Source organism: Streptomyces sp. NPDC027672, from assembly GCF_055566335.1.
On record NZ_JBVHSO010000007.1, the window covers coordinates 93,753 to 112,560 of the forward strand.

Here is an 18,808-nt window from a genome sequence, read left to right on the forward strand (position 1 = left end):
CTCACACCTCCGGGTAAGGGCGGCCCGGTGTGCCGTCCGGCGGCGTACCGACGGTCGGCGGCACCGAGGGAGCGGGCGGCACCGGCGGTGGTCCGCCCGGCGCGGCTCCGGCCGGCGGTCCGGGCGGCGCCTGGGCCGCGGTCGCCGGCCCGGGTTCCGCGAGAGAGCCGGTGGGCAGCGCCTGGGCGGCCGGGGCGTCCAGCGCCCCCTGGTCCGGCCCGGTACCGCCCTGCCCCCGCTCGTGCCCGTCGGACCGCGAGGCGGCCCCCGCCGCCTTCGCCAGGCGCCCCACGGCCAGTCCGGCCAGCAGCGCGCCGCCCAGGAAGGCGCCGGGACGGCGGCGCGCGAACCCCTGGAGATCACTGACCAGGCCGTGGACGCCCTGCTTCTCCAGGTAGTCCGCCGCCCGGTGCCCCCGGTCGGCCGCCTGGGCCGCCAGACCGCGGGCGGGCGAGTCGTCCCGGGCGTTCTCGGCGAGGCCGGTGAGGTCCTCCGCCCACTGCCTGAGGGTGCCGGCCGCGCGCTTGGTCTGCTGGTCGGCCTCGCCCATCGCACGGCCGCGCAGTTCCTCGATGACCGTGCCCGCCTGCTGCCGTGCCTCGCCGACGACGGCGCGGGTCTGTTCCGCCGCGGTCCCGGCGACCTGGGCCGCCGCCTGTCTGGCCTGGCCGGCCGTCGCGGCGGTCTCCGCCCTGACCTTCTCCCCGGTGCTCCCGGTGCCCGTCTGTATGGACTCACTCATCGGCGACGTCTCCTCATCGGATGTCCAGCGTGCGGTCCCGTCCGCGGGATGCCCGGCCCGGACCAGAGGCCGTACGCCGGGCACCCCACGAGACCGTCCGTCCCGCTCCGAGTCGCCATTTGTCCGTGTTCGACACCCTTTGCGGGGCATGGATCGTGAGCGCGCGTCACTCCGGTCGCAGGCACTCGATCTCGTAGTCGCCCGTCTCCTCGTCGATCGTCACGCCGTGGGTCTCGCTGCGGAAGCCCGGGAAGCGGCGGTCGAAGGTCTCCAGGGCGGTGAGGTAGCGCAGCAGGGAGCCGTCCTGGGCGCCGGTGGACTCGCCCGGCATGAGGACCGGGATGCCGGGCGGGGTGACCGTGACCATCGCCGCCGCCACCCGGTGCGCCGCGTCGGCGATCCGGACGCGTTCCGTGCCGCCGCGCACCAGCCGCTCGTAGCAGTGGTGCGGCGGGTGGACCGGCTCGGGAAGCTGCTGGAACGCCGTGTCCAGCAGCTCCACCAGGCGGGCCGAGCGCAGCTCCTCGTGCATCTGCCGGCACAGCTCCCGCAGGGTCAGCCCGGCGTACCGCTTCGGATGCGCCTCGACGGCCCAGGGCAGCACGCGGTCGAGCCGGGCGTCGGCGTCGTACAGGGCCTTGAAGTCCATCAGGGCGTCCAGCAGCGTGCCCCACTTGCCCTTGGTGATGCCCATCGAGAACAGGATGAGCGTGGTGTAGCTGTCGGTCTTCTCCACCACGATGTTCCGGGTCGCCAGGTACGCCGTCAGCACGCGCGCCGGGATGCCCTCCTCGGCCATCTCGCCGGTCGCGGTGATGCCGGGACAGGTCAGGGTGACCTTGACCGGGTCCAGCATGCAGTGGCCCTCGGTCAGCCCCGGGAAGCCGTGCCAGGCGGCGCCCGGCTCCAGCAGCCAGCAGGACTGCTCCGAGGCCAGCAGCTCCGGCGGCGCCTCGTCGAAGGGCAGCCGCTCGCCCGTCTCCGGGTCGGTGACCTCCTCGGGCTGCCAGACGCCGAAGAACCACGGCGGCCGGTCCCCGGCGCTCGCCACCCGCCGTCCCAGCCGCACCATCTCCTGCCGGAAGCGGACCGCCTCGGTGACCGCCTCGCCCAGCAGCCACTCGCCCTGCGGGCCGTCCATCATCGCCGTCGCCACGTCCAGTGAGGCGATCATCGGGTAGAGCGGCGAGGTGGTCCCGTGCATCATCAGGGCCTCGTTGAAGCGGTCGTGCTCCACGGGCGCCCGGGGAGCCGGCCGCACGTGCACCATCGCCGACTGCGACAGCGCGGCCAGCAGCTTGTGCGTGGACTGGGTGGCGAAGACCGTCGGCCGGTCCGGGCCCGGGAAGGCCGCCTCGTCCACGGACATGCCGTACCGGCCCGCGTACAGCGGGTGGAAGCGGGCGTACGCGAACCACGCCTCGTCGAAGTGCACCCGGGGCGTGCTGGCCGCGAGCGCCTTCGCGGTCGGTACGGCGTCGTAACTCAGGCCGTCGTAGGTGGAGTTGGTGAACACCGCGTACTGCGGGTCCCGGGACACGGCGCCCTCGGCGAGCGGGTGCGCGGCGATCCGGTCCGCGATCGAGCCCGCCGCCAGCTCGGCCGGCGGCAGCGGGCCGGCGAGGCCGTAGCCGTTGCGGGTCGGGATCAGGTAGACGGGCCGGGCGCCGGAGACCACCAGGCCCTGGAGCACCGACTTGTGGCAGTTGCGGTCCACCAGCGCCAGTTCGTCACGGGTGACGCTGAAGTGGCCCACCAGACGGTTGCAGGTGGAGTCGCCGTGCAGCACGAAGTAGGTCAGCTCCGAGCCGAAGACACGGGCCGCGTTGCGCTCGGCCTCCCCGATGGGCCCGGTGTGCTCGAACAGCGAGCCCAGTCCCTCCACCGAGATCGACAGGTCGGAGCGGAGCAGCCGCTCGCCGAAGTAGTCGTGGAAGGCGCGTCCCACCGGCGACTTGAGGAACGCGACCCCGCCGGAGTGGGCGGGCGTGTGCCAGGAGTACTCGTGGGCGTCGTGGAAGCGGCGCAGCGCCCGGAAGAACGGCGGCAGCACGTCCTCCCGGTAGGCGCGCGCGGCGCTGGTGATGCGGCCCGCGATGAAGCCCGGGGTGTCCTCCAGCGGCCAGACGTACCCGACGACCGTCTCCGACACCCACAGCGGCAGCTCCCGCAGGCCGTCCTCGGCCATGACCAGGAACACCGGCAGGTCCCGGTAGCGCTGCCCGATGCGGCGCAGCACGGCGGCCCCGCCCGGGTCCCCGTGCACGATGCCGGCCGGCCGGGGCGGCGCGGCGAGCGCGGCGCCGGGCCCGTCCCCGGGCCGCCACCCGCCCTCCTCCGGCAGGTCCCACGCCACCAGGGCCGCCGCCAGGCCCGCCTCCGTCCGCAGCACCGCGTCGGCGTCCTCGGCGGTGACCGCCCACCGCACCTCGAAGCCGTCCGCCTCCACCGCGTCCCGGATCTTCCGTAGCTGCTCGGCCGCGGCGCCTTCCGTGCTCGGGTGCTCCGGCACCGCCACCAGGATCTTGCTGTCGCTCATGCGTGCCCTCGCCCTCTCCGGCGGCCGTCCGGCCGCCGCGGAAAGTCTCCGGGGCGGTCCGCCGGGCGGCCGGGCGGCGGGCAGGCAGGTCACCGTGATGGGGGTAAACCTGGTTACCGCGTTGACCCGGAAGGCGGTTTGCCGAGGTACGCCGGCGACACGGCGGCCGGGCTGATCCGCCGCGCCCGGCCCGAGCCGTCCGCCGGGACCTGGTAGAGGTCGGCGCCGTAGTCCCCGGGCAGCGCGTACACGACCGTACGGGCGTCCTTCCACACCGCCTGGTCGTCCACGCTCCGCATCTCGGCGAGCGGTGTCTCCCGCAGCGTCCGCAGGTCCAGGACGTACAGCCGCCAAGGCGCGTCCTTCGGCAGCCCCGCGACCCGCTTCTTGTACGCGACCCGGGTGCCGTCCGGGGACAGCGACGGGCACTCCACGTTGGCGTGCACCGTGGTGACCGTCCGGGCGCGCAGGTCGCCGCGGACCAGGTAGGTGCGGCCCCCGGTCGCCAGCGTCGCGTAGAAGGTGCGGTCGTCGGCCGCGAACGTCACGCCCCAGAAGTTGGCGTCGGCCGCCCGGTAGGTCCGCCCGTCCTTGACGATCCGGAACGCCTCCAGCGACGGGATCAGCGTGCCGTCGCGGGTGTCGGCGATCGCCGTGCGCGTGGAGAAGTCCGTCCCGGCGTACGAGTCACCGCCCACGAACGCCGTCCAGGCGGCGAAGTGCCCGGTGGGGGAGACCCGGGCGCGGGACGGGATGCCCGGCACGTCGTAGCGGTCCACGGTGTGCAGGCGGGCGTCGAGGATCAGCGCGCGGTAGGTGTCCGAGACCGGGCCGTGCACGGCCTGGAGGCAGACCCCGGTGCCCGCGGCGGCGTAGAAGCGCAGGCACTTCAGGCCCGCGGCGGTGCGCGGGCCGCCGGGAGCGCCGGCCGGGACGCTGGTCAGCTCGTCCCGGTGCGGCCCCCACGCCATGTTCCGGAACACCAGCCGCCCGGAGTCGCGCAGGGTCACCGTCCCCGAAGTGACGGCCGGCCCGCCCGCCTGCACGCGGTCCCGGCGCTCCGCCCGCGCGGAGGCGTGCAGCACGGACGCCAGCCCGACCGCCGCCAGCACGGCGACGGCCGAGACCAGGATCAGGACGCGGTGGCGTACGGTCATGCGGTCCTCCCCGGACGCGACAGAAGGCAGAACACGGCGCACCCGGCCAGCGCCACCGCGGCCCCGGCCAGCGCCGTCCGGTCGCCCCACACCGTCCAGGCCGCGCCGAACAGCAGCGAGCAGGCGAACCGGGTCAGCGCCTGCCCGGTCTGTACGACGGCCAGCCCGGACGAGCGCAGCGTCTCGGGCACGCTGTCCGAGGCGGCGGCCATCAGCACCCCGTCGGTGGCCGCGTAGAAGGTGCCGTGCAGGGCGAGCACCAGGAAGGGCAGGGCCGTGCCGTGCCAGGGGCCGAGCAGCAGCGCGTACACCACGAGCAGCGCGCCGTGGCCGGCCAGGAAGACCGTCCAGCGGCCCACCCGGTCCGCGAGCCGGCCGAGCACCACCGCCAGCAGCAGGAACGCGGCGGCCGTGCCGAGCGGCAGCAGCGCGAACCAGCGGTCCGGGACGCCGAGGCGGCGCTGGAGCAGCAGATAGACGAAGGAGTCGCTCACCGTGGCCAGGCCCAGCAGCAGCGCGCAGACGGTGATCCGGCGCAGATCGCGGCGGCGCAGCAGGGCGAGCGCCGCGCGCAGCGTCGGCCGCTCGGCCGGCACCGCGCCGCCCCGGCCGCCCGGCACGAACAGGACCAGCACCAGGACGCCCAGCACGGCGACACAGGAGCTGACGGTGAACACCGCGTCGTAGCCGTCCACGGTGGCCCGCAGGATCAGGAACGCCACCAGCGGTCCGAGCAGCGCCCCGGCGGTGTCCATCGCGCGGTGCACGCCGAAGGCCCGGCCGCGCGTCTCGGGCGGGCCGGACAGCGAGATCAGCGCGTCCCGCGGCGCCGTCCGCAGGCCCTTGCCGGTCCGGTCCGCGGCGAGCACGAGCCCGATCGGGGTCAGCGTGTGCGCCACCAGCAGCAGCGGCTTGCACACGGCCGAGATGCCGTAGCCGAGCCCGGCCACCCACTTGTGCCGCCCGCCGCCCCGGTCGGCGAGGTGGCCGCCGACCAGGCGCACGAGCGCGGAGAAGCCGTTGTAGACGCCGTCCAGCAGCCCGAAGCCCAGCGGCGACAGGCCCAGCCCGGTCACCAGGTACAACGGCAGCACCGCCGTCACCATCTCCGAGGACACGTCGGTGACCAGGCTGACCGTTCCCAGCGCGAGCACGGTCGGCGCGACCGCCGCACGGCGCCGCCCGGCGGAAGGCCGGACGGCGCCGTGGGCGGACGTGCTCGCGCGGCTGTCCGCTACGTACACGTCAGGACGCCCAGATGCCGGTGATGTCCTTGGCGCCGGCCGCGTTGCCCGCGTGCGCGGTCAGGCCCTGGCTGTCCTCCAGGGTGCGCAGCAGGTCGTAGTGGTTGTACGTGACCGAGGAGCTGGACCCGGCGGCGACGGGCTGCCCGTAGAACACGGTGGGGATGCGGTTCCCGCTCAGCCGGTTGTCCTCGTCGAAGGTGACGACGAGCAGGCTGTTGTGGGTCTTGGCCCACGTCGCGTACGCGCCCAGCTTGTTCTTCAGCCAGGTGTCACCGGTGGACACCGAGCAGTCGTGCATGTCGCTGCACAGGTCCGGCACCACGAACGACAGCTTCGGCAGCGTCGTGTAGTCGGTGGGGAACTGCGCGAACGTCTTCGCGGTCGAGGTCGGCACGTTGCTGAACCCGAACCACGGGTTGTGCTTGCGCGCGTAGTTCCCGCTGCTGCACGTCGTCGAGCCCTGGCTCGGCAGGGTCTCGTTGTAGCTGGCCCAGCTCCGGCCGGCGGCGATCAGCTCGGAGGCGAGGTTGGGCGCCGAGGAGAAGCCCGGGGTGTAGCAACTGTCGTCGGTGATGCCCTGCGTCGAGCCGGAGAACAGCGCGAAGTAGTTCGGCTGGCTCGGATGCGTCTCGGCGTACGACTGGGTCAGATTGGCGCCTCCCGACTTCAGCGAGTTGATGTACGGCGCGCTGGACGATCCGATGACCTGGCTGTACGCGTGGTTCTCGAAGACCACGACGACCACGTGGTCCGGGCTGGGGACGGCGCCCGCGGCGTGCGCGGACTCCTCGCCGAGCCCGGTCCACAGCCCGAACGCGGCCGCGGCGAGGGCCGCTGCGGACGCCACGACGGTACGGGCACGGCGGAACACGGAACTGCCGGACACATCAACCTCCGGAAACGGGTGGGCGGCTGGCGGTGCGGTCAGAGCATGCACACGCCAACATTCCCCTGGCCCACACGGGCCAACCCCACGGGTGAAGACCGGATGAACGACGGGTACCCCCGCTTCCATGGCGGACATCCTCATCGGCACCTGCGGCTGGACCGACCCGAACCTGCTCAGGAGCGGCTGGTACCCACCCGGCCATCGTGACCCCGACAAACGCCTGCGCCACTACGCGACCCGCTTCCCGCTGGTCGAAGTGGACTCCTCCTACTACGCCCTGCCCTCCGCCCGCACCACCGCCCTCTGGGCCGACCGCACCCCCGACGGCTTCCGCTTCGACGTCAAGGCGTTCTCCCTCCTCACCGGCCACCCCACCCGCCCCGCGGCCCTCCCGCCCGACCTGCGCACCCACCCCCGCGACGAGGCCCTGCGCACCGAGGTCTGGACCCGCTACGCCGAAGCGCTGGCCCCCCTCCACGACACCGGCCGCCTCGGCACCCTGCTCTTCCAGTACCCGCCCTCCCTGCGCCCCGGCCCCGAGGCCGAGACCTTCATCCGCACCGCCCGCGAACGCGCCCACGACTGGCCGTTCGCCGTGGAGTTCCGCGACCCGGCCTGGTGGCACCCCGACCACGCGGCCCGTACGACCGCCTTCCTCACCGACCTCAACGCCACGGCGGTGGCCACCGACACCCCCGAGGACCGGCACCCCGTCCCCGTCACCACCCCCCACCTCGCCATGGTCCGCTTCCACGGCCGCAGCCCCCACTGGCGCACCGGCAGCAAGGAGGACCGCTTCCGCCACACCTACACCGAGCAAGAACTCGCCCAGTGGCTGCCCCGCATCCGCTCCCTGTCGGCGGCCACGTCCGAGGTCCACCTCCTCTTCAACAACTGCTGCGCCGACGCGGCCCCCACGGCGGCCCAGACGATGCACGACCTACTGAGCACGACATTCCCCCACCAGCCCACCCCGGCCGAGAAGACGACCCCCGAGGCCCACTAGGACGACCTGGCCCCGCACCCGAGCCCGCCGGGCGAAGGCGGCACCACCCGCACCGGTGCACGGCGGGTGGAGGCGGGCCGGCCCGCACCCGAGCACGGCGGGCGGAGCCGGACACGCGAAGCGACAGGGGACGGCCCGCACCCGAGCCCGCCGGACGGAACCGGACCCGCGACGGGGAACGACCCGCACCCGCGCGCGGCGGGCGGAGCCGGACACGCGGCGCGACGGGGGTAGGGCCCGCACCCGCGCACGGCGGGCGGAGCCGGACACGCGGCGCGACGGGGGTAGGGCCCGCACCCGCGCACGGCGGGAAGGGGACGTGCCGGGCGGTGTCCGCCCGCAGCGGCCGGCGAGAAGTCCGGCAACGGCTGGAGAAACAGGGCGCCGGACCGAGGACGGACACTGCCCGGTGCGGCCCCGACCCCGAACGCACCGAGGGCGCGACCGCAACCACGACGCACCGACAGGGGCCGCCGCAGGCATGACGCGGCACCCCCGGGTGCCGCACCAGGCATGGCACGGCACCCCGCACCCGCCCAGCCCGCCGCAGGCACGGCAAGCCCCCCGCACGCCCGGCACCCCCGCACCCCCCCACTCCCGGCACCCCCACCCCCCAGCCCCCCCAACCCCCCGCATGGCCCCCCACCACCCCCCACCCCCTCCGGTTAGGCTCTGGCCAGGACACCAGCCACCCGAGGGAGACCACGGACATGACGCCGGGCCGCAGAAGCAGCACCTTCACCCGTCTGCTCCGACACGGCTTCACCGACCCCTCCGCCGCCGAACGCCTCCTCGACGGCCCCGAACTCGCCCCCGTACGCGACGACCCCGTCCTCCTCGAAGCCCTGGGCGCCACCGCCGACCCCGACCTCGCCCTGCACGGCCTGGTCCGCCTCCTGGAGGCGCAGCCCACCCCCACCGCCCACCGCGAACTGCTGGACACCCTCGTCGCGGCCAAACCCCTCCGCGACCGCCTCCTCGGCGTCCTCGGCGCCTCCGAGGCCCTCACCGACCACCTCGCCCGCCACCCCGCCGACTGGCAGGCCCTGGTCACCTACGAGCCGCACGACCTCCACCCCGGCGTCACGGAGTTCGAACGCGGCCTCGCCGAGGCCGACGACCCGGTCTCGCTCCGCGTCGCGTACCGCCGCTGCCTGCTCTCCATCGCCGCCCGCGACGTCTGCGGCACCACGGACGTCGCCGAGACCGCCGCGGAACTCGCCGACCTGGCGACCGCCACCCTGCGCGCCGCCCTCGCCCTCGCCCGGGCCGCCGCCCCGAAGGACGACGCCGCCTGCCGCCTCGCGGTGATCGCGATGGGCAAGTGCGGCGGCCACGAGCTGAACTACGTCTCCGACGTCGACGTGATCTTCGTGGCGGAACCCACCGAGGGCACCCCGGAGACCGAGGCCCTGAGGTCCGCGACGCGACTCGCCGCCCACCTGATGCGGATCTGCTCCGAGACGACCGTGGAGGGCTCCATCTGGCCGGTGGACGCCAACCTGCGTCCCGAGGGCCGCAACGGCCCCCTCGTGCGCACCCTCAGCAGCCACCTCGCGTACTACCAGCGCTGGGCCAAGACCTGGGAGTTCCAGGCCCTCCTCAAGGCCCGCCCGGTGGCCGGCGACACCGCGCTCGGCGAGGCGTACATCGAGGCCCTGGAACCCCTGGTCTGGCAGGTGGCCGAACGCGAGAACTTCGTGGCGGACGTCCAGAAGATGCGCCGCCGCGTGGTCGAGAACATCCCCCTCTCCGAGGTCGACCGCGAACTCAAGCTGGGCCCCGGCGGCCTGCGGGACGTCGAGTTCGCCGTGCAGCTCCTCCAGCTCGTGCACGGCCGCACCGACCCCGCCCTGCGCAGCGGCACCACCCTGGACGCCCTCCAGGCCCTGGCCGCCGGCGGCTACGTGGGCCGCGAGGACGCCGCCCGCCTGGACGAGGCGTACCGCTTCCTGCGCTCCATGGAGCACCGCATCCAGCTACACCGCCTGCGCCGCACCCACCTCGTCCCCGAGTCCGAGCCGGACCTGCGCCGCCTCGGCCGCTCCCTGGGCCTGCGCGCCGACCCGGCCGCCGAGCTGACCCGCGAGTGGAAGCGGCACACCGGTGTCGTACGCCGGCTGCACGAGAAGCTCTTCTACCGCCCGCTGCTCGACGCCGTGGCCCAACTCGCCCCGGGCGAGGCCCGGCTGAGCGCGGAGGCGGCCCGGGTACGGCTCGTCGCGCTCGGTTACGCCGACCCGGCCGCCGCCCTGCGCCACCTGGAGGCCCTGGCCTCCGGCGTGTCCCGCAAGGCGGCCATCCAGCGCACCCTGCTGCCGGTCCTGCTCGGCTGGTTCGCCGACTCCGCCGACCCGGACGCCGGCCTGCTGAACTTCCGGAAGGTCTCCGACGCGCTCGGCAAGACGCCCTGGTACCTGCGCCTGCTGCGCGACGAGGGCGCGGCGGCGGAGAACCTGGCCCGGGTGCTGTCCGCGGGCCGCCTCGCGCCCGACCTGCTGATGCGCGCCCCGGAGGCGGTCGCGCTGCTCGGCGACGGCGCCGGCGCCGGCCTCGCGCCCCGGCAGCGCGCCGCGCTGGAGCAGGAGGTCATGGCGGCGGTGGGCCGCGCGGAGAACGCCGCGCAGGGCGTCACCGCGGCCCGGGGCGTCCGCCGCCGCGAGCTGTTCCGCACCGCCGCCGCCGACATCATCGGCTCCTACGGCACCGAGACCCACCCCGCCGTGGCGGACCAGGGCGCCCTGGTGGACCGGGTCGGCGCGGCCGTCTCCGACCTGACCCGGGTCACCCTGGCCGGCACCCTGCGCGCGGTCGTCCGGGACGGCTGGGGCGACACCCTGCCCACCCGGTTCGCCGTCATCGGGATGGGCCGCTTCGGCGGCCACGAGCTGGGCTACGGCTCGGACGCCGACGTGCTGTTCGTGCACGAGCCGAGGGACGGCGTGGACGAGCAGGAGGCGTCGGCCGCCGCCGCCCGGGTCGTCGCCGAGATGCGCCGGCTGCTCCAGCTCCCCAGCGCCGACCCGCCGCTGCTCATCGACGCCGACCTGCGCCCGGAGGGCAAGTCGGGCCCGCTGGTGCGCACCCTGAAGTCATACGAGGCGTACTACCGCCGCTGGTCCCTGGGCTGGGAGTCCCAGGCGCTGCTGCGGGCCGAGCCGGTGGCCGGCGACGCGGAGCTGGGCCGGCGGTTCACCGAGCTGATCGACCCGCTGCGCTACCCGGCCGGGGGGCTGACGGAGGACGCCGTCCGGGAGATCCGCCGGCTCAAGGCGCGCATGGAGTCCGAGCGGCTGCCGCGCGGCGCCGACCCGAAACTGCACACCAAGCTGGGTCCGGGCGGGCTGTCCGACGTCGAGTGGACCGTGCAGCTCCTCCAGCTCCGTCACGGCCACCACGAGCCCGGCCTGCGTACCACCCGCACCCGGCAGGCGCTGGCCGCCGCCCGCGCGGCCGGACTGCTGTCCGCGGAGGACGCGGAAACCCTGGACGAGGCGTGGGTGCTGGCCACCCGGGTGCGCAACGCGGTCATGCTGGTCCGGGGCCGGGCCGGGGACACCTTCCCGACCGAGCCGCGCGAGCTGGCCGCCGTCGGCCGCTACCTGGGCTACGGCGCCGGGCACGCCGGGGACATGCTGGACGCCTACCGCCGTACCGCCCGCCGGGCACGCACGGTCGTGGAGGAACTGTTCTACGAGGACTGAACACGGCCGTCCCGGGCGCCCCGGACGGACGGACCGGACGGAAGCCGCTCAGGAGCCGCTCCACGCGAACCGGACGGAAGCCGCTCGGCTGCCGCTCTACGCGGACTGGGGGACTACGCGGACTGGGCGGACCCCAGCGGCCGGCCCGCGGGTCTCGGGACCAGCCGGGGCAGCGCGTACGGCAGGCTGCCGTACCAGACGCGGGCCGCCGCGAAGCCGAAGCAGAGGCAGAGCGCCCCGCCCACCGCGTCCAGCCAGAAGTGGTTGGCGGTGGCGACGATCACCACCAGGGTGAGCGCCGGATACAGCAGCCCCAGCACCCGCACCCACGGCACCGACGCCAGCGCGAAGACCGTCAGCCCGCACCACAGCGACCAGCCGATGTGCATCGAGGGCATCGCCGCGTACTGGTTCGACATGTGCTTGAGGTCGCCCGAGGCCATCGAACCCCAGGTGTGGTGCACCAGCACGGTGTCCACGAAGTGCCCGCCGCGCATCAGCCGGGGCGGCGCGAGCGGGAACAGGTAGTAACCGAGCAGGGCCACGCCCGTGGTCGCGAACAGCACCAGCCGGGTCGCCGCGTACCGGCCGGGATGCCACCGGTACAACCACACCAGGACACACAGCGTGATGACGAAGTGCAGTGTGGCGTAGTAGTAGTTCATCCCGATGATGAGCCAAGTCACCGAGTTCACGGCGTGGTTGACCGAGCGCTCGACCCCGACGCCCAGTGCGTGCTCCACGCGCCAGATGACGTCGGCGTTGCGCAGCGCCGCGGCCCGCTGCTCCGGGACGGCGTTGCGGATGAGCGAGTACGTCCAGTAACTCGCCCCGATCAGAAGGATCTCGAACCACAGCCGGGGCCGCCGCGGCCGGCGCAGCCGCGCCGCCACACCCTGTCTGTCCTCGCCCGTGACGGTCCGCGGAACGGCCACCTCCTCGCGACCTTCCGGCTCTGTCACGGTCGAGTCACTCATAGGCACAGAGTCTGCCAGAAAAGGCTTCTTCGGCCGATCATCCCAAGGTCGGGTTCCCTCCGCACCTTCTACGGCGTGCGGAGGACGTGCGGGGCCGAGGCGGTGGACCCGCGGACCACCAGTTCCGGCATGAACACGAACTCGCTGTGCGGCGCCGGTGTCCCGCCGATCTCCTCCAGCAGCGTGCGCACCGCCGCCTGTCCCATCGCCGGCACCGGCTTGCGGACCGTGGTCAGCGGCGGGTCGGTGAAGGCGATCAGCGGGGAGTCGTCGAACCCGACCACCGACACGTCCCGCGGCACCTCAAGGCCGCGCTGCCGGGCCGCCCGTATCGCGCCCAGCGCCATCATGTCGCTGGCGCAGACCACCGCCGTGCAGCCCCGCTCGATCAGCGCCGTCGCCGCCGCCTGACCGCCCTCCAGCGTGTACAGCGAGTGCTGGACCAGCTCCGTCTCGACGGTCTCGGCGGGGAGGCGGAGCTGCTCCTGCACCGCCCGGACGAAGCCCTCGATCTTGCGCTGCACGGGCACGAACCGCTTGGGTCCGAGGGCGAGCCCGATCCGGGTGTGCCCCAGCGACGCCAGGTGGGTCACCGCCAGCGCCATCGCCGCCCGGTCGTCGGGCGAGATGAACGGTGCCTGCACCTTCGGCGAGAACCCGTCCACCAGCACGAACGGCACGCCCCGCGCCCGCAGCCGCTCATAGCGCTGCATGTCCGCCGTGGTGTCCGCGTGCAGCCCGGAGACATAGATGATCCCGGCGACCCCGCGGTCCACCAGCATCTCGGTCAGCTCGTCCTCGGTCGACCCGCCGGGGGTCTGGGTGGCGAGCACCGGGGTGTAGCCCTGGCGGGTCAGGGCCTGGCCGATGACCTGGGCCAGGGCCGGGAATATCGGGTTCTCCAGCTCCGGCGTGATCAGCCCGACCAGGCCCTCGCTGCGCTGCCGCAGCCGCACCGGGCGTTCGTAGCCGAGCACGTCCAGCGCGGCGAGCACGGACTGGCGGGTGGTGGCGGCGACGCCCGGTTTGCCGTTGAGGACCCGGCTGACGGTCGCTTCGCTCACCCCCGCCTGCGCAGCGATGTCGGCAAGCCGTGTGGTCACGGCATTGGACTGTACCGGTCGTATCCGCCCTTGCCCACCGGCCGGACGCCGGGCACGGGCGGGCGGACGGCCTGCCGTGGGTTGCTGCGTCATCGCGCTCCCTCGGGAATCTTGGCGGCAAGAGCTTGCAAGTCTTGCACAGGTGTCGTCATCGGCGCTCACGGCGGGCCCTGCCGGGTCGCGGAGCGGTCGACACCTGATCACGGCCGGGTAACCATCGTGTCTTCTTGCACTTTTTTTCTGCAAGGTCTTTCGCGCCGCTTACCTGGCTGTTACGTTCCCTGTCGCCCGGCCGCGGCAACGGCGCAGTCGGCAAGTCGCGGGAGGCGGGCGGGACCGCCCCCGTACCACTCGGGCTTAACCCTCAAGGAGAACTCATGCGGCGTGGCATAGCGGCCTCCGCGCTGGTGGCGTCCCTCGCCCTGACGGCGACGGCGTGCGGCGGGAGCGACAGCGGGAAGTCGGACGGCCCGGTCACCATCACCTGGTGGGACACCTCCAACGCCACCAACGAGGCACCGGCGTACCAGGCCCTGGTCCGCACATTCGAGGCCGCGAACAAGGACGTCAAGGTCAAGTACGTCAACGTCCCGTTCGACCAGGCGCAGAACAAGTTCGACACCGCCGCCGGCGCCACGGGGGCGCCGGACGTGCTGCGCTCCGAGGTCGGCTGGACCCCGGCCTTCGCCAAGAAGGGCTTCTTCCTGCCGCTGGACGGCACCGAGGCCCTCGCCGACCAGGGCAAGTTCGAGCCGAACCTGATCAAGCAGGCCCAGTACGACGGCAAGACCTACGGCGTGCCGCTGGTCACCGACACCCTCGCGCTGGTCTACAACAAGGCCCTGTTCAAGAAGGCCGGCATCACCGAGGCGCCCAAGACCTGGGACGAGCTGAAGGCCGACGCTGCCAAGGTCCAGGACAAGGCCGGCGTCGACGGCTACTGGGGCTCCACCCAGTCCTACTACGCCCAGCCGTTCCTGTACGGCGAGGGCACCGACACCGTCGACGTCGCCGCCAAGAAGATCACCGTCGCCTCGGCCGCCGCCAGGAAGGGCTACGGCACCTGGCTCAGCCTGTTCTCCGGCAAGGGCCTGCACAAGGCCGACGCCACCGCCGACGCCTACGCCCACATCCAGGACGCCTTCGTCAACGGCAAGGTCGCCGCGATCATCCAGGGCCCCTGGGAGATCACGAACTTCTACAAGGGCAGCGCCTTCAAGGACAAGGACAACCTCGGCATCGCCACCGTCCCGGCCGGCTCCACCGGCAAGGCGGGCGCCCCGACCGGCGGCCACAACCTCTCGGTCTACGCCGGCTCCGACGAGGCCCACCAGAAGGCGGCCCTGAAGTTCGTGAAGTTCATGACCTCGGCGCAGGCGCAGGAGACCGTCGCGCTGCAGAACTCCACCCTGCCCACCCGCGCCGACGCCTACACCGGCAAGGTCAAGGCCGACCCGGGCATCGCCGGCTACCAGGGCGTCCTGTCCGCCGCGCAGCCCCGCCCGGCCCTGCCCGAGTACAGCTCGCTGTGGGTCCCGCTCGACAGCGAGCTGCCCAAGGTCGCCAGCGGCAAGGAGTCGCTGGACAAGGGCCTCGCCAACGCCGAGCTGGCCATCTCCAAGCTGGTCGACGGCTTCGGCAAGTGAGCCCGGGTGGCCGCCGGACGCTCCCGCCGCGAGGAGCCGGGAGCCGTCCGGCGGCCACCGCCCCGTGCCCAGCCCAACCCCTTGATCGTTTGAAGGTGTCGAACCATGACAGTCGCCATCGACCGCGCGACCGGCAAGCGCCGCGGTGACCGCGCGCCTCGTCCCGGGCTGGGGCAGCGCGTCCGCAACGGCCTCCAGAAGTACTGGTACGCCTACGCGATGATCGCCCCGGTGGTCGTCGTGCTCGGTGTCCTCGTGGGCTACCCGCTGGCGCGGGGCTTCTACCTCACCCTGACCGACGCGAACAGCCTGAACTCGGCCCGCACCATCGGCGTCCACCACATCGACGCCACCTACAAGTTCGTCGGCCTGGACAACTACCAGGACATCCTGTTCGGCCCGACGGCCTACGACCGGTTCTGGTCGCACTTCCTGTGGACCGTCTTCTGGACGGCCGCCTGCGTCGCCCTGCACTACTCCCTGGGCCTCGGCCTCGCGCTCATGCTCAACCAGAAGCTGCGCGGCCGGACCGTCTACCGGCTGCTGCTCGTCCTGCCCTGGGCCGTGCCGACCTTCGTCACCGTCTTCTCCTGGCGGATCATGCTCGCCGACTCCGGGGCGCTCAACCAGGTCCTCGGCGCGCTCCACCTGCCCCAGCCGGAGTGGCTGGAGGACACCTTCTGGCAGCGGTTCGCCGCCATCATGGTCAACACCTGGTGCGGGGTGCCGTTCATGATGCTCTCGCTGCTCGGCGGACTGCAGTCCATCGACTCCTCGCTGTACGAGGCGGCGGAGATGGACGGCGCGAGCGCCTGGCAGCGCTTCCGGCACGTCACTCTGCCCGGACTGCGCTCGGTCAGCTCCACCGTGGTGCTGCTCGGCGTCATCTGGACGTTCAACCAGTTCGTCATCATCTTCCTGCTGTTCGGCAAGAACTCCGCCCCGGACGCCCAGATCCTCGTCACCTGGGCCTACCAGCTCGGCTTCGGCCAGCAGCCGCGCGACTTCGCCCAGTCCGCCGCGTACGGCGTGCTGCTGCTGTCGATCCTCACCGTCTTCACCTCCTTCTACTTCCGCTGGCTGAAGCGCAATGACCAGCTCGCCGTCTGACGCCGCAGGAGCCGCCGCCATGAGCACCACGACCCTGGACACGACCGAGACCGCACCGGCCCCGGCACCCGCGCCCGGCCGCCGCGTCCGCCGGCGCGGCGAGCGCGGCCCGCTGGGCCTGGCCCTGCTGCACGGCGGTCTCGCCCTGGCGAGCCTGATCGCCCTGGCCCCGGTGGCCTGGCTGTGCTACCTGTCCCTCGGCCCGGACAAGGAGGACTACCTCCACCCGGGCGGGATCGCGGCCAAGCTGACCTTCTCCAACTACGGCTTCGTGCTCCAGCACACCGGGTTCCTCGACTGGTTCAAGTCGACGATGATCGTGGCCCTCGGCACCACCCTCGTCGGCGTCCTGGTCGCGGCCACGACCGGCTACGCGGTCTCCCGGATGCGCTTTCCCGGCTACAAGCAGCTGATGTGGGTCCTGCTGCTCACCCAGGCGTTCCCGATCGCGATCCTGATCGTGCCGATGTACGAGATCTTCAGCGAACTCGGTCTCATCGACTCCTACTGGGCGCTGATCATCATCAACTGCTCCACCGCCGTGCCGTACAGCGCCTGGCTGTTGAAGGGCTACTTCGACACCATCCCCTTCGAGATCGACGAGGCCGGACGGGTGGACGGGCTCACCCCGTTCGGCACGTTCTTCCGGCTGATCCTCCCGCTGGCCCGGCCGGGCCTGGCCGTGGCCGCGTTCTACACCTTCATCACCGCCGTCGGCGAGGTCGCCTTCGCGACGACGTTCCTGCTGGACGACTCCAAGTACACCTTCGCCGTCGGCCTCCAGACCTTCGTCAGCGAGCACGACGCCCAGTGGAACTACATGGCCGCCACCGCGGTGCTGATCGCGATACCCGTGACGGTGTTCTTCTACCTGGTGCAGAAGAACCTGGTCACCGGCCTCACCGCAGGCGGCACCAAGGGCTGACACCCCGCCCGCCCGCACGTGCGCCGGTGATCTGTCCACCGGCCGCCCACCACGCCCCAGTTACGTATCAAGGACGCCATGAGCCAGCAGCACTCCGCCGCACCGGCCCGCCACTTCGTCGCCGCCTCCGTCGCCGACCGCCGCGACTGGTGGCGGGACGCGGTTATCTACCAGGTCTATCCGCGCAGTTTCGCCGACAGCAACGGTGACGGCATGGGCGACCTGGAGGGCGTACGCTCCCGCCTGCCGTACCTGCGCGACCTCGGCGTCGACGCCGTGTGGCTCAGCCCCTTCTACGCCTCCCCGCAGGCCGACGCCGGGTACGACGTCGCCGACTACCGTGCCGTCGACCCGATGTTCGGCTCCCTGCTGGACGCCGACGCGCTGATCCGCGACGCGCACGCGCACCACCTGCGCGTCATCGTCGACCTGGTCCCGAACCACTCCTCCGACCGGCACGAGTGGTTCAAGCGCGCCCTCGCCGAGGGCCCCGGCTCCCCGCTGCGCGAGCGCTACCACTTCCGGCCCGGCCAGGGCGCCGACGGTGAACTCCCGCCCAACGACTGGGAGTCCATCTTCGGCGGTCCGGCCTGGACCCGCGTCCCGGACGGCGAGTGGTACCTGCACCTCTTCGCGCCCGAGCAGCCCGACTTCAACTGGAACCACCCGGCCGTCGGCGACGAGTTCCGCTCCATCCTGCGCTTCTGGCTGGACATGGGCGTGGACGGCTTCCGGATCGACGTCGCCCACGGCCTGGTCAAGGCGGACGGCCTGCCGGACCTCGGCACCCACGACCAGGTGAAACTGCTGGGCAACGACGTGATGCCGTTCTTCGACCAGGACGGCGTGCACGCCATCTACCGCCAGTGGCGCACGATCCTCGACGAGTACGCCGGAGAGCGGATCTTCGTCGCGGAGGCGTGGACGCCGACCATCGAGCGCACCGCCCGCTACGTCCGCCCCGACGAACTCCACCAGGCGTTCAACTTCCAGTACCTGGCGACGGCGTGGGACGCCGGCGAGCTGCGCACGGTCATCGACCAGACGCTGGAGGCGATGCGCCCGGTCGGCGCGCCCGCCACCTGGGTGCTGTCCAACCACGACGTCACCCGGCACGCCACCCGCTTCGCCAACCCGCCCGGCCTCGGCACGCAGATCCGCTCGGCCGGCGACCGCGCGCTGGGCCTGCGCCGTGCCCGCGCCGCCACCCTGCTGATGCTCGCCCTGCCCGGCTCGGCCTACCTCTACCAGGGCGAGGAACTGGGCCTGCCGGACGTCGTGGACCTGCCCGACGAGGTGCGCCAGGACCCGGCGTACTTCCGGGGCGCGGGCCAGGACGGCTTCCGCGACGGCTGCCGGGTGCCGATCCCGTGGACCCGCGAGGGCTCCTCCTACGGCTTCGGCGCCGGCGGAAGCTGGCTGCCCCAGCCGCCGGACTGGGCCGAGCTGAGCGTGGAGGCGCAGACCGGGACGCCCGGCTCGACGCTGGAGCTGTACCGGTCGGCGCTCAGGGTGCGCCGCTCCCGGCCGGACCTCGGCGCCGGCGAGGCCGTGGAGTGGCTGCGGGCACCCGAGGGCGTCCTCGCCTTCCGGCGGGGCGACTTCGTGTGCGTGGCGAACACCACCGGCGAGTCCGTGACGACGCCGTCGTACGGCCGGGTCCTGCTCACCAGCGGTGAGGTGACCGAGGCGGACGGCGAGACGAAGGTGCCCGCCGACACGACGGTGTGGTGGTCGACGGCCGCCGGCTGACAGCGGCCTGA

The 18,808-nt window shown here is 73.1% G+C and carries 13 protein-coding genes; 6 read left to right on the forward strand and 7 right to left on the reverse strand.

What is annotated here, in order from left to right; all coding sequences use genetic code 11:
* Position 1: 1 nt before the first annotated feature.
* From ACZ4SV_RS18465 to ACZ4SV_RS18485, 5 genes are all read right to left on the reverse strand, one after another.
* Positions 2-742 carry a hypothetical protein gene (locus ACZ4SV_RS18465; protein WP_468005481.1) on the reverse strand — a complete coding sequence of 247 codons (741 nt, stop codon included), beginning with the start codon at positions 740-742 and terminating at the stop codon, positions 2-4.
* A gap of 166 nt (positions 743-908) precedes the next feature.
* Positions 909-3,281, reverse strand: coding sequence for an Orn/Lys/Arg family decarboxylase (locus ACZ4SV_RS18470; protein WP_468005483.1), 2,373 nt, complete (start codon positions 3,279-3,281; stop codon positions 909-911).
* A gap of 113 nt (positions 3,282-3,394) precedes the next feature.
* Complete coding sequence (locus ACZ4SV_RS18475) at positions 3,395-4,438, reverse strand: TolB family protein (RefSeq protein ID WP_468005485.1); 1,044 nt, start codon at positions 4,436-4,438, stop codon at positions 3,395-3,397.
* Positions 4,435-5,682 carry an MFS transporter gene (locus ACZ4SV_RS18480; protein ID WP_468005487.1) on the reverse strand — a complete coding sequence of 416 codons (1,248 nt, stop codon included), beginning with the start codon at positions 5,680-5,682 and terminating at the stop codon, positions 4,435-4,437. The genes ACZ4SV_RS18475 and ACZ4SV_RS18480 overlap by 4 nt, the downstream gene beginning before the upstream one ends.
* A gap of 1 nt (position 5,683) precedes the next feature.
* Entirely contained in the window at positions 5,684-6,571 is an 888-nt protein-coding gene (locus ACZ4SV_RS18485) for an alkaline phosphatase family protein (RefSeq protein ID WP_365875858.1), read from the reverse strand.
* A 127-nt stretch (positions 6,572-6,698) separates the two neighbouring features.
* Between ACZ4SV_RS18485 and ACZ4SV_RS18490 the strand changes: the two genes are divergently transcribed.
* Both ACZ4SV_RS18490 and ACZ4SV_RS18495 read left to right on the forward strand, forming a co-directional pair.
* A complete protein-coding gene (locus ACZ4SV_RS18490; protein ID WP_468005489.1) occupies positions 6,699-7,580 on the forward strand; it encodes a DUF72 domain-containing protein in 882 nt (293 codons plus the stop codon).
* Positions 7,581-8,290: 710 nt separating this feature from the next.
* Positions 8,291-11,284, forward strand: coding sequence for a bifunctional [glutamine synthetase] adenylyltransferase/[glutamine synthetase]-adenylyl-L-tyrosine phosphorylase (locus ACZ4SV_RS18495; RefSeq protein ID WP_468005491.1), 2,994 nt, complete (start codon positions 8,291-8,293; stop codon positions 11,282-11,284).
* A gap of 113 nt (positions 11,285-11,397) precedes the next feature.
* On the opposite strand, the gene ACZ4SV_RS18500 is transcribed toward ACZ4SV_RS18495, so the two are convergent.
* Positions 11,398-12,261: a phosphatase PAP2 family protein gene (locus tag ACZ4SV_RS18500; RefSeq protein WP_468005493.1), complete on the reverse strand. Its 864-nt coding sequence runs from the start codon at positions 12,259-12,261 to the stop codon at positions 11,398-11,400.
* Positions 12,262-12,329: 68 nt separating this feature from the next.
* Positions 12,330-13,364 carry a LacI family DNA-binding transcriptional regulator gene (locus ACZ4SV_RS18505; RefSeq protein ID WP_365879134.1) on the reverse strand — a complete coding sequence of 345 codons (1,035 nt, stop codon included), beginning with the start codon at positions 13,362-13,364 and terminating at the stop codon, positions 12,330-12,332.
* A gap of 377 nt (positions 13,365-13,741) precedes the next feature.
* Between ACZ4SV_RS18505 and ACZ4SV_RS18510 the strand changes: the two genes are divergently transcribed.
* From ACZ4SV_RS18510 to ACZ4SV_RS18525, 4 genes are all read left to right on the forward strand, one after another.
* Positions 13,742-15,010, forward strand: a complete 1,269-nt coding sequence (locus ACZ4SV_RS18510; protein WP_468005495.1) for an extracellular solute-binding protein — start codon at positions 13,742-13,744, stop codon at positions 15,008-15,010.
* Between the two features lie 105 nt (positions 15,011-15,115).
* The gene (locus ACZ4SV_RS18515) at positions 15,116-16,120 is read left to right on the forward strand and encodes a carbohydrate ABC transporter permease (protein ID WP_468005497.1); all 1,005 of its coding nucleotides are present in this window, start codon (positions 15,116-15,118) and stop codon (positions 16,118-16,120) included.
* Between the two features lie 19 nt (positions 16,121-16,139).
* A complete protein-coding gene (locus ACZ4SV_RS18520; protein ID WP_468005499.1) occupies positions 16,140-17,045 on the forward strand; it encodes a sugar ABC transporter permease in 906 nt (301 codons plus the stop codon).
* Between the two features lie 78 nt (positions 17,046-17,123).
* On the forward strand, positions 17,124-18,797 hold the full coding sequence (locus ACZ4SV_RS18525) for a glycoside hydrolase family 13 protein (RefSeq protein ID WP_468005501.1): 1,674 nt from the start codon (positions 17,124-17,126) through the stop codon (positions 18,795-18,797).
* The last annotated feature ends 11 nt before the right edge of the window (positions 18,798-18,808 follow it).

What these genes read in the sequence shown, in the direction of transcription:
- ACZ4SV_RS18500 (WP_468005493.1), bottom strand. Translation starts at nt 12,261, where the DNA reads ATGAGTGACTCGACCGTGACAGAGCCGGAAGGTCGCGAGGAGGTGGCC.
- ACZ4SV_RS18520 (WP_468005499.1), top strand. Translation starts at nt 16,140, where the DNA reads ATGAGCACCACGACCCTGGACACGACCGAGACCGCACCGGCCCCGGCA.
- ACZ4SV_RS18475 (WP_468005485.1), bottom strand. Translation starts at nt 4,438, where the DNA reads ATGACCGTACGCCACCGCGTCCTGATCCTGGTCTCGGCCGTCGCCGTG.
- ACZ4SV_RS18470 (WP_468005483.1), bottom strand. Translation starts at nt 3,281, where the DNA reads ATGAGCGACAGCAAGATCCTGGTGGCGGTGCCGGAGCACCCGAGCACG.
- ACZ4SV_RS18510 (WP_468005495.1), top strand. Translation starts at nt 13,742, where the DNA reads ATGCGGCGTGGCATAGCGGCCTCCGCGCTGGTGGCGTCCCTCGCCCTG.
- ACZ4SV_RS18525 (WP_468005501.1), top strand. Translation starts at nt 17,124, where the DNA reads ATGAGCCAGCAGCACTCCGCCGCACCGGCCCGCCACTTCGTCGCCGCC.
- ACZ4SV_RS18465 (WP_468005481.1), bottom strand. Translation starts at nt 742, where the DNA reads ATGAGTGAGTCCATACAGACGGGCACCGGGAGCACCGGGGAGAAGGTC.
- ACZ4SV_RS18515 (WP_468005497.1), top strand. Translation starts at nt 15,116, where the DNA reads ATGACAGTCGCCATCGACCGCGCGACCGGCAAGCGCCGCGGTGACCGC.
- ACZ4SV_RS18495 (WP_468005491.1), top strand. Translation starts at nt 8,291, where the DNA reads ATGACGCCGGGCCGCAGAAGCAGCACCTTCACCCGTCTGCTCCGACAC.
- ACZ4SV_RS18490 (WP_468005489.1), top strand. Translation starts at nt 6,699, where the DNA reads ATGGCGGACATCCTCATCGGCACCTGCGGCTGGACCGACCCGAACCTG.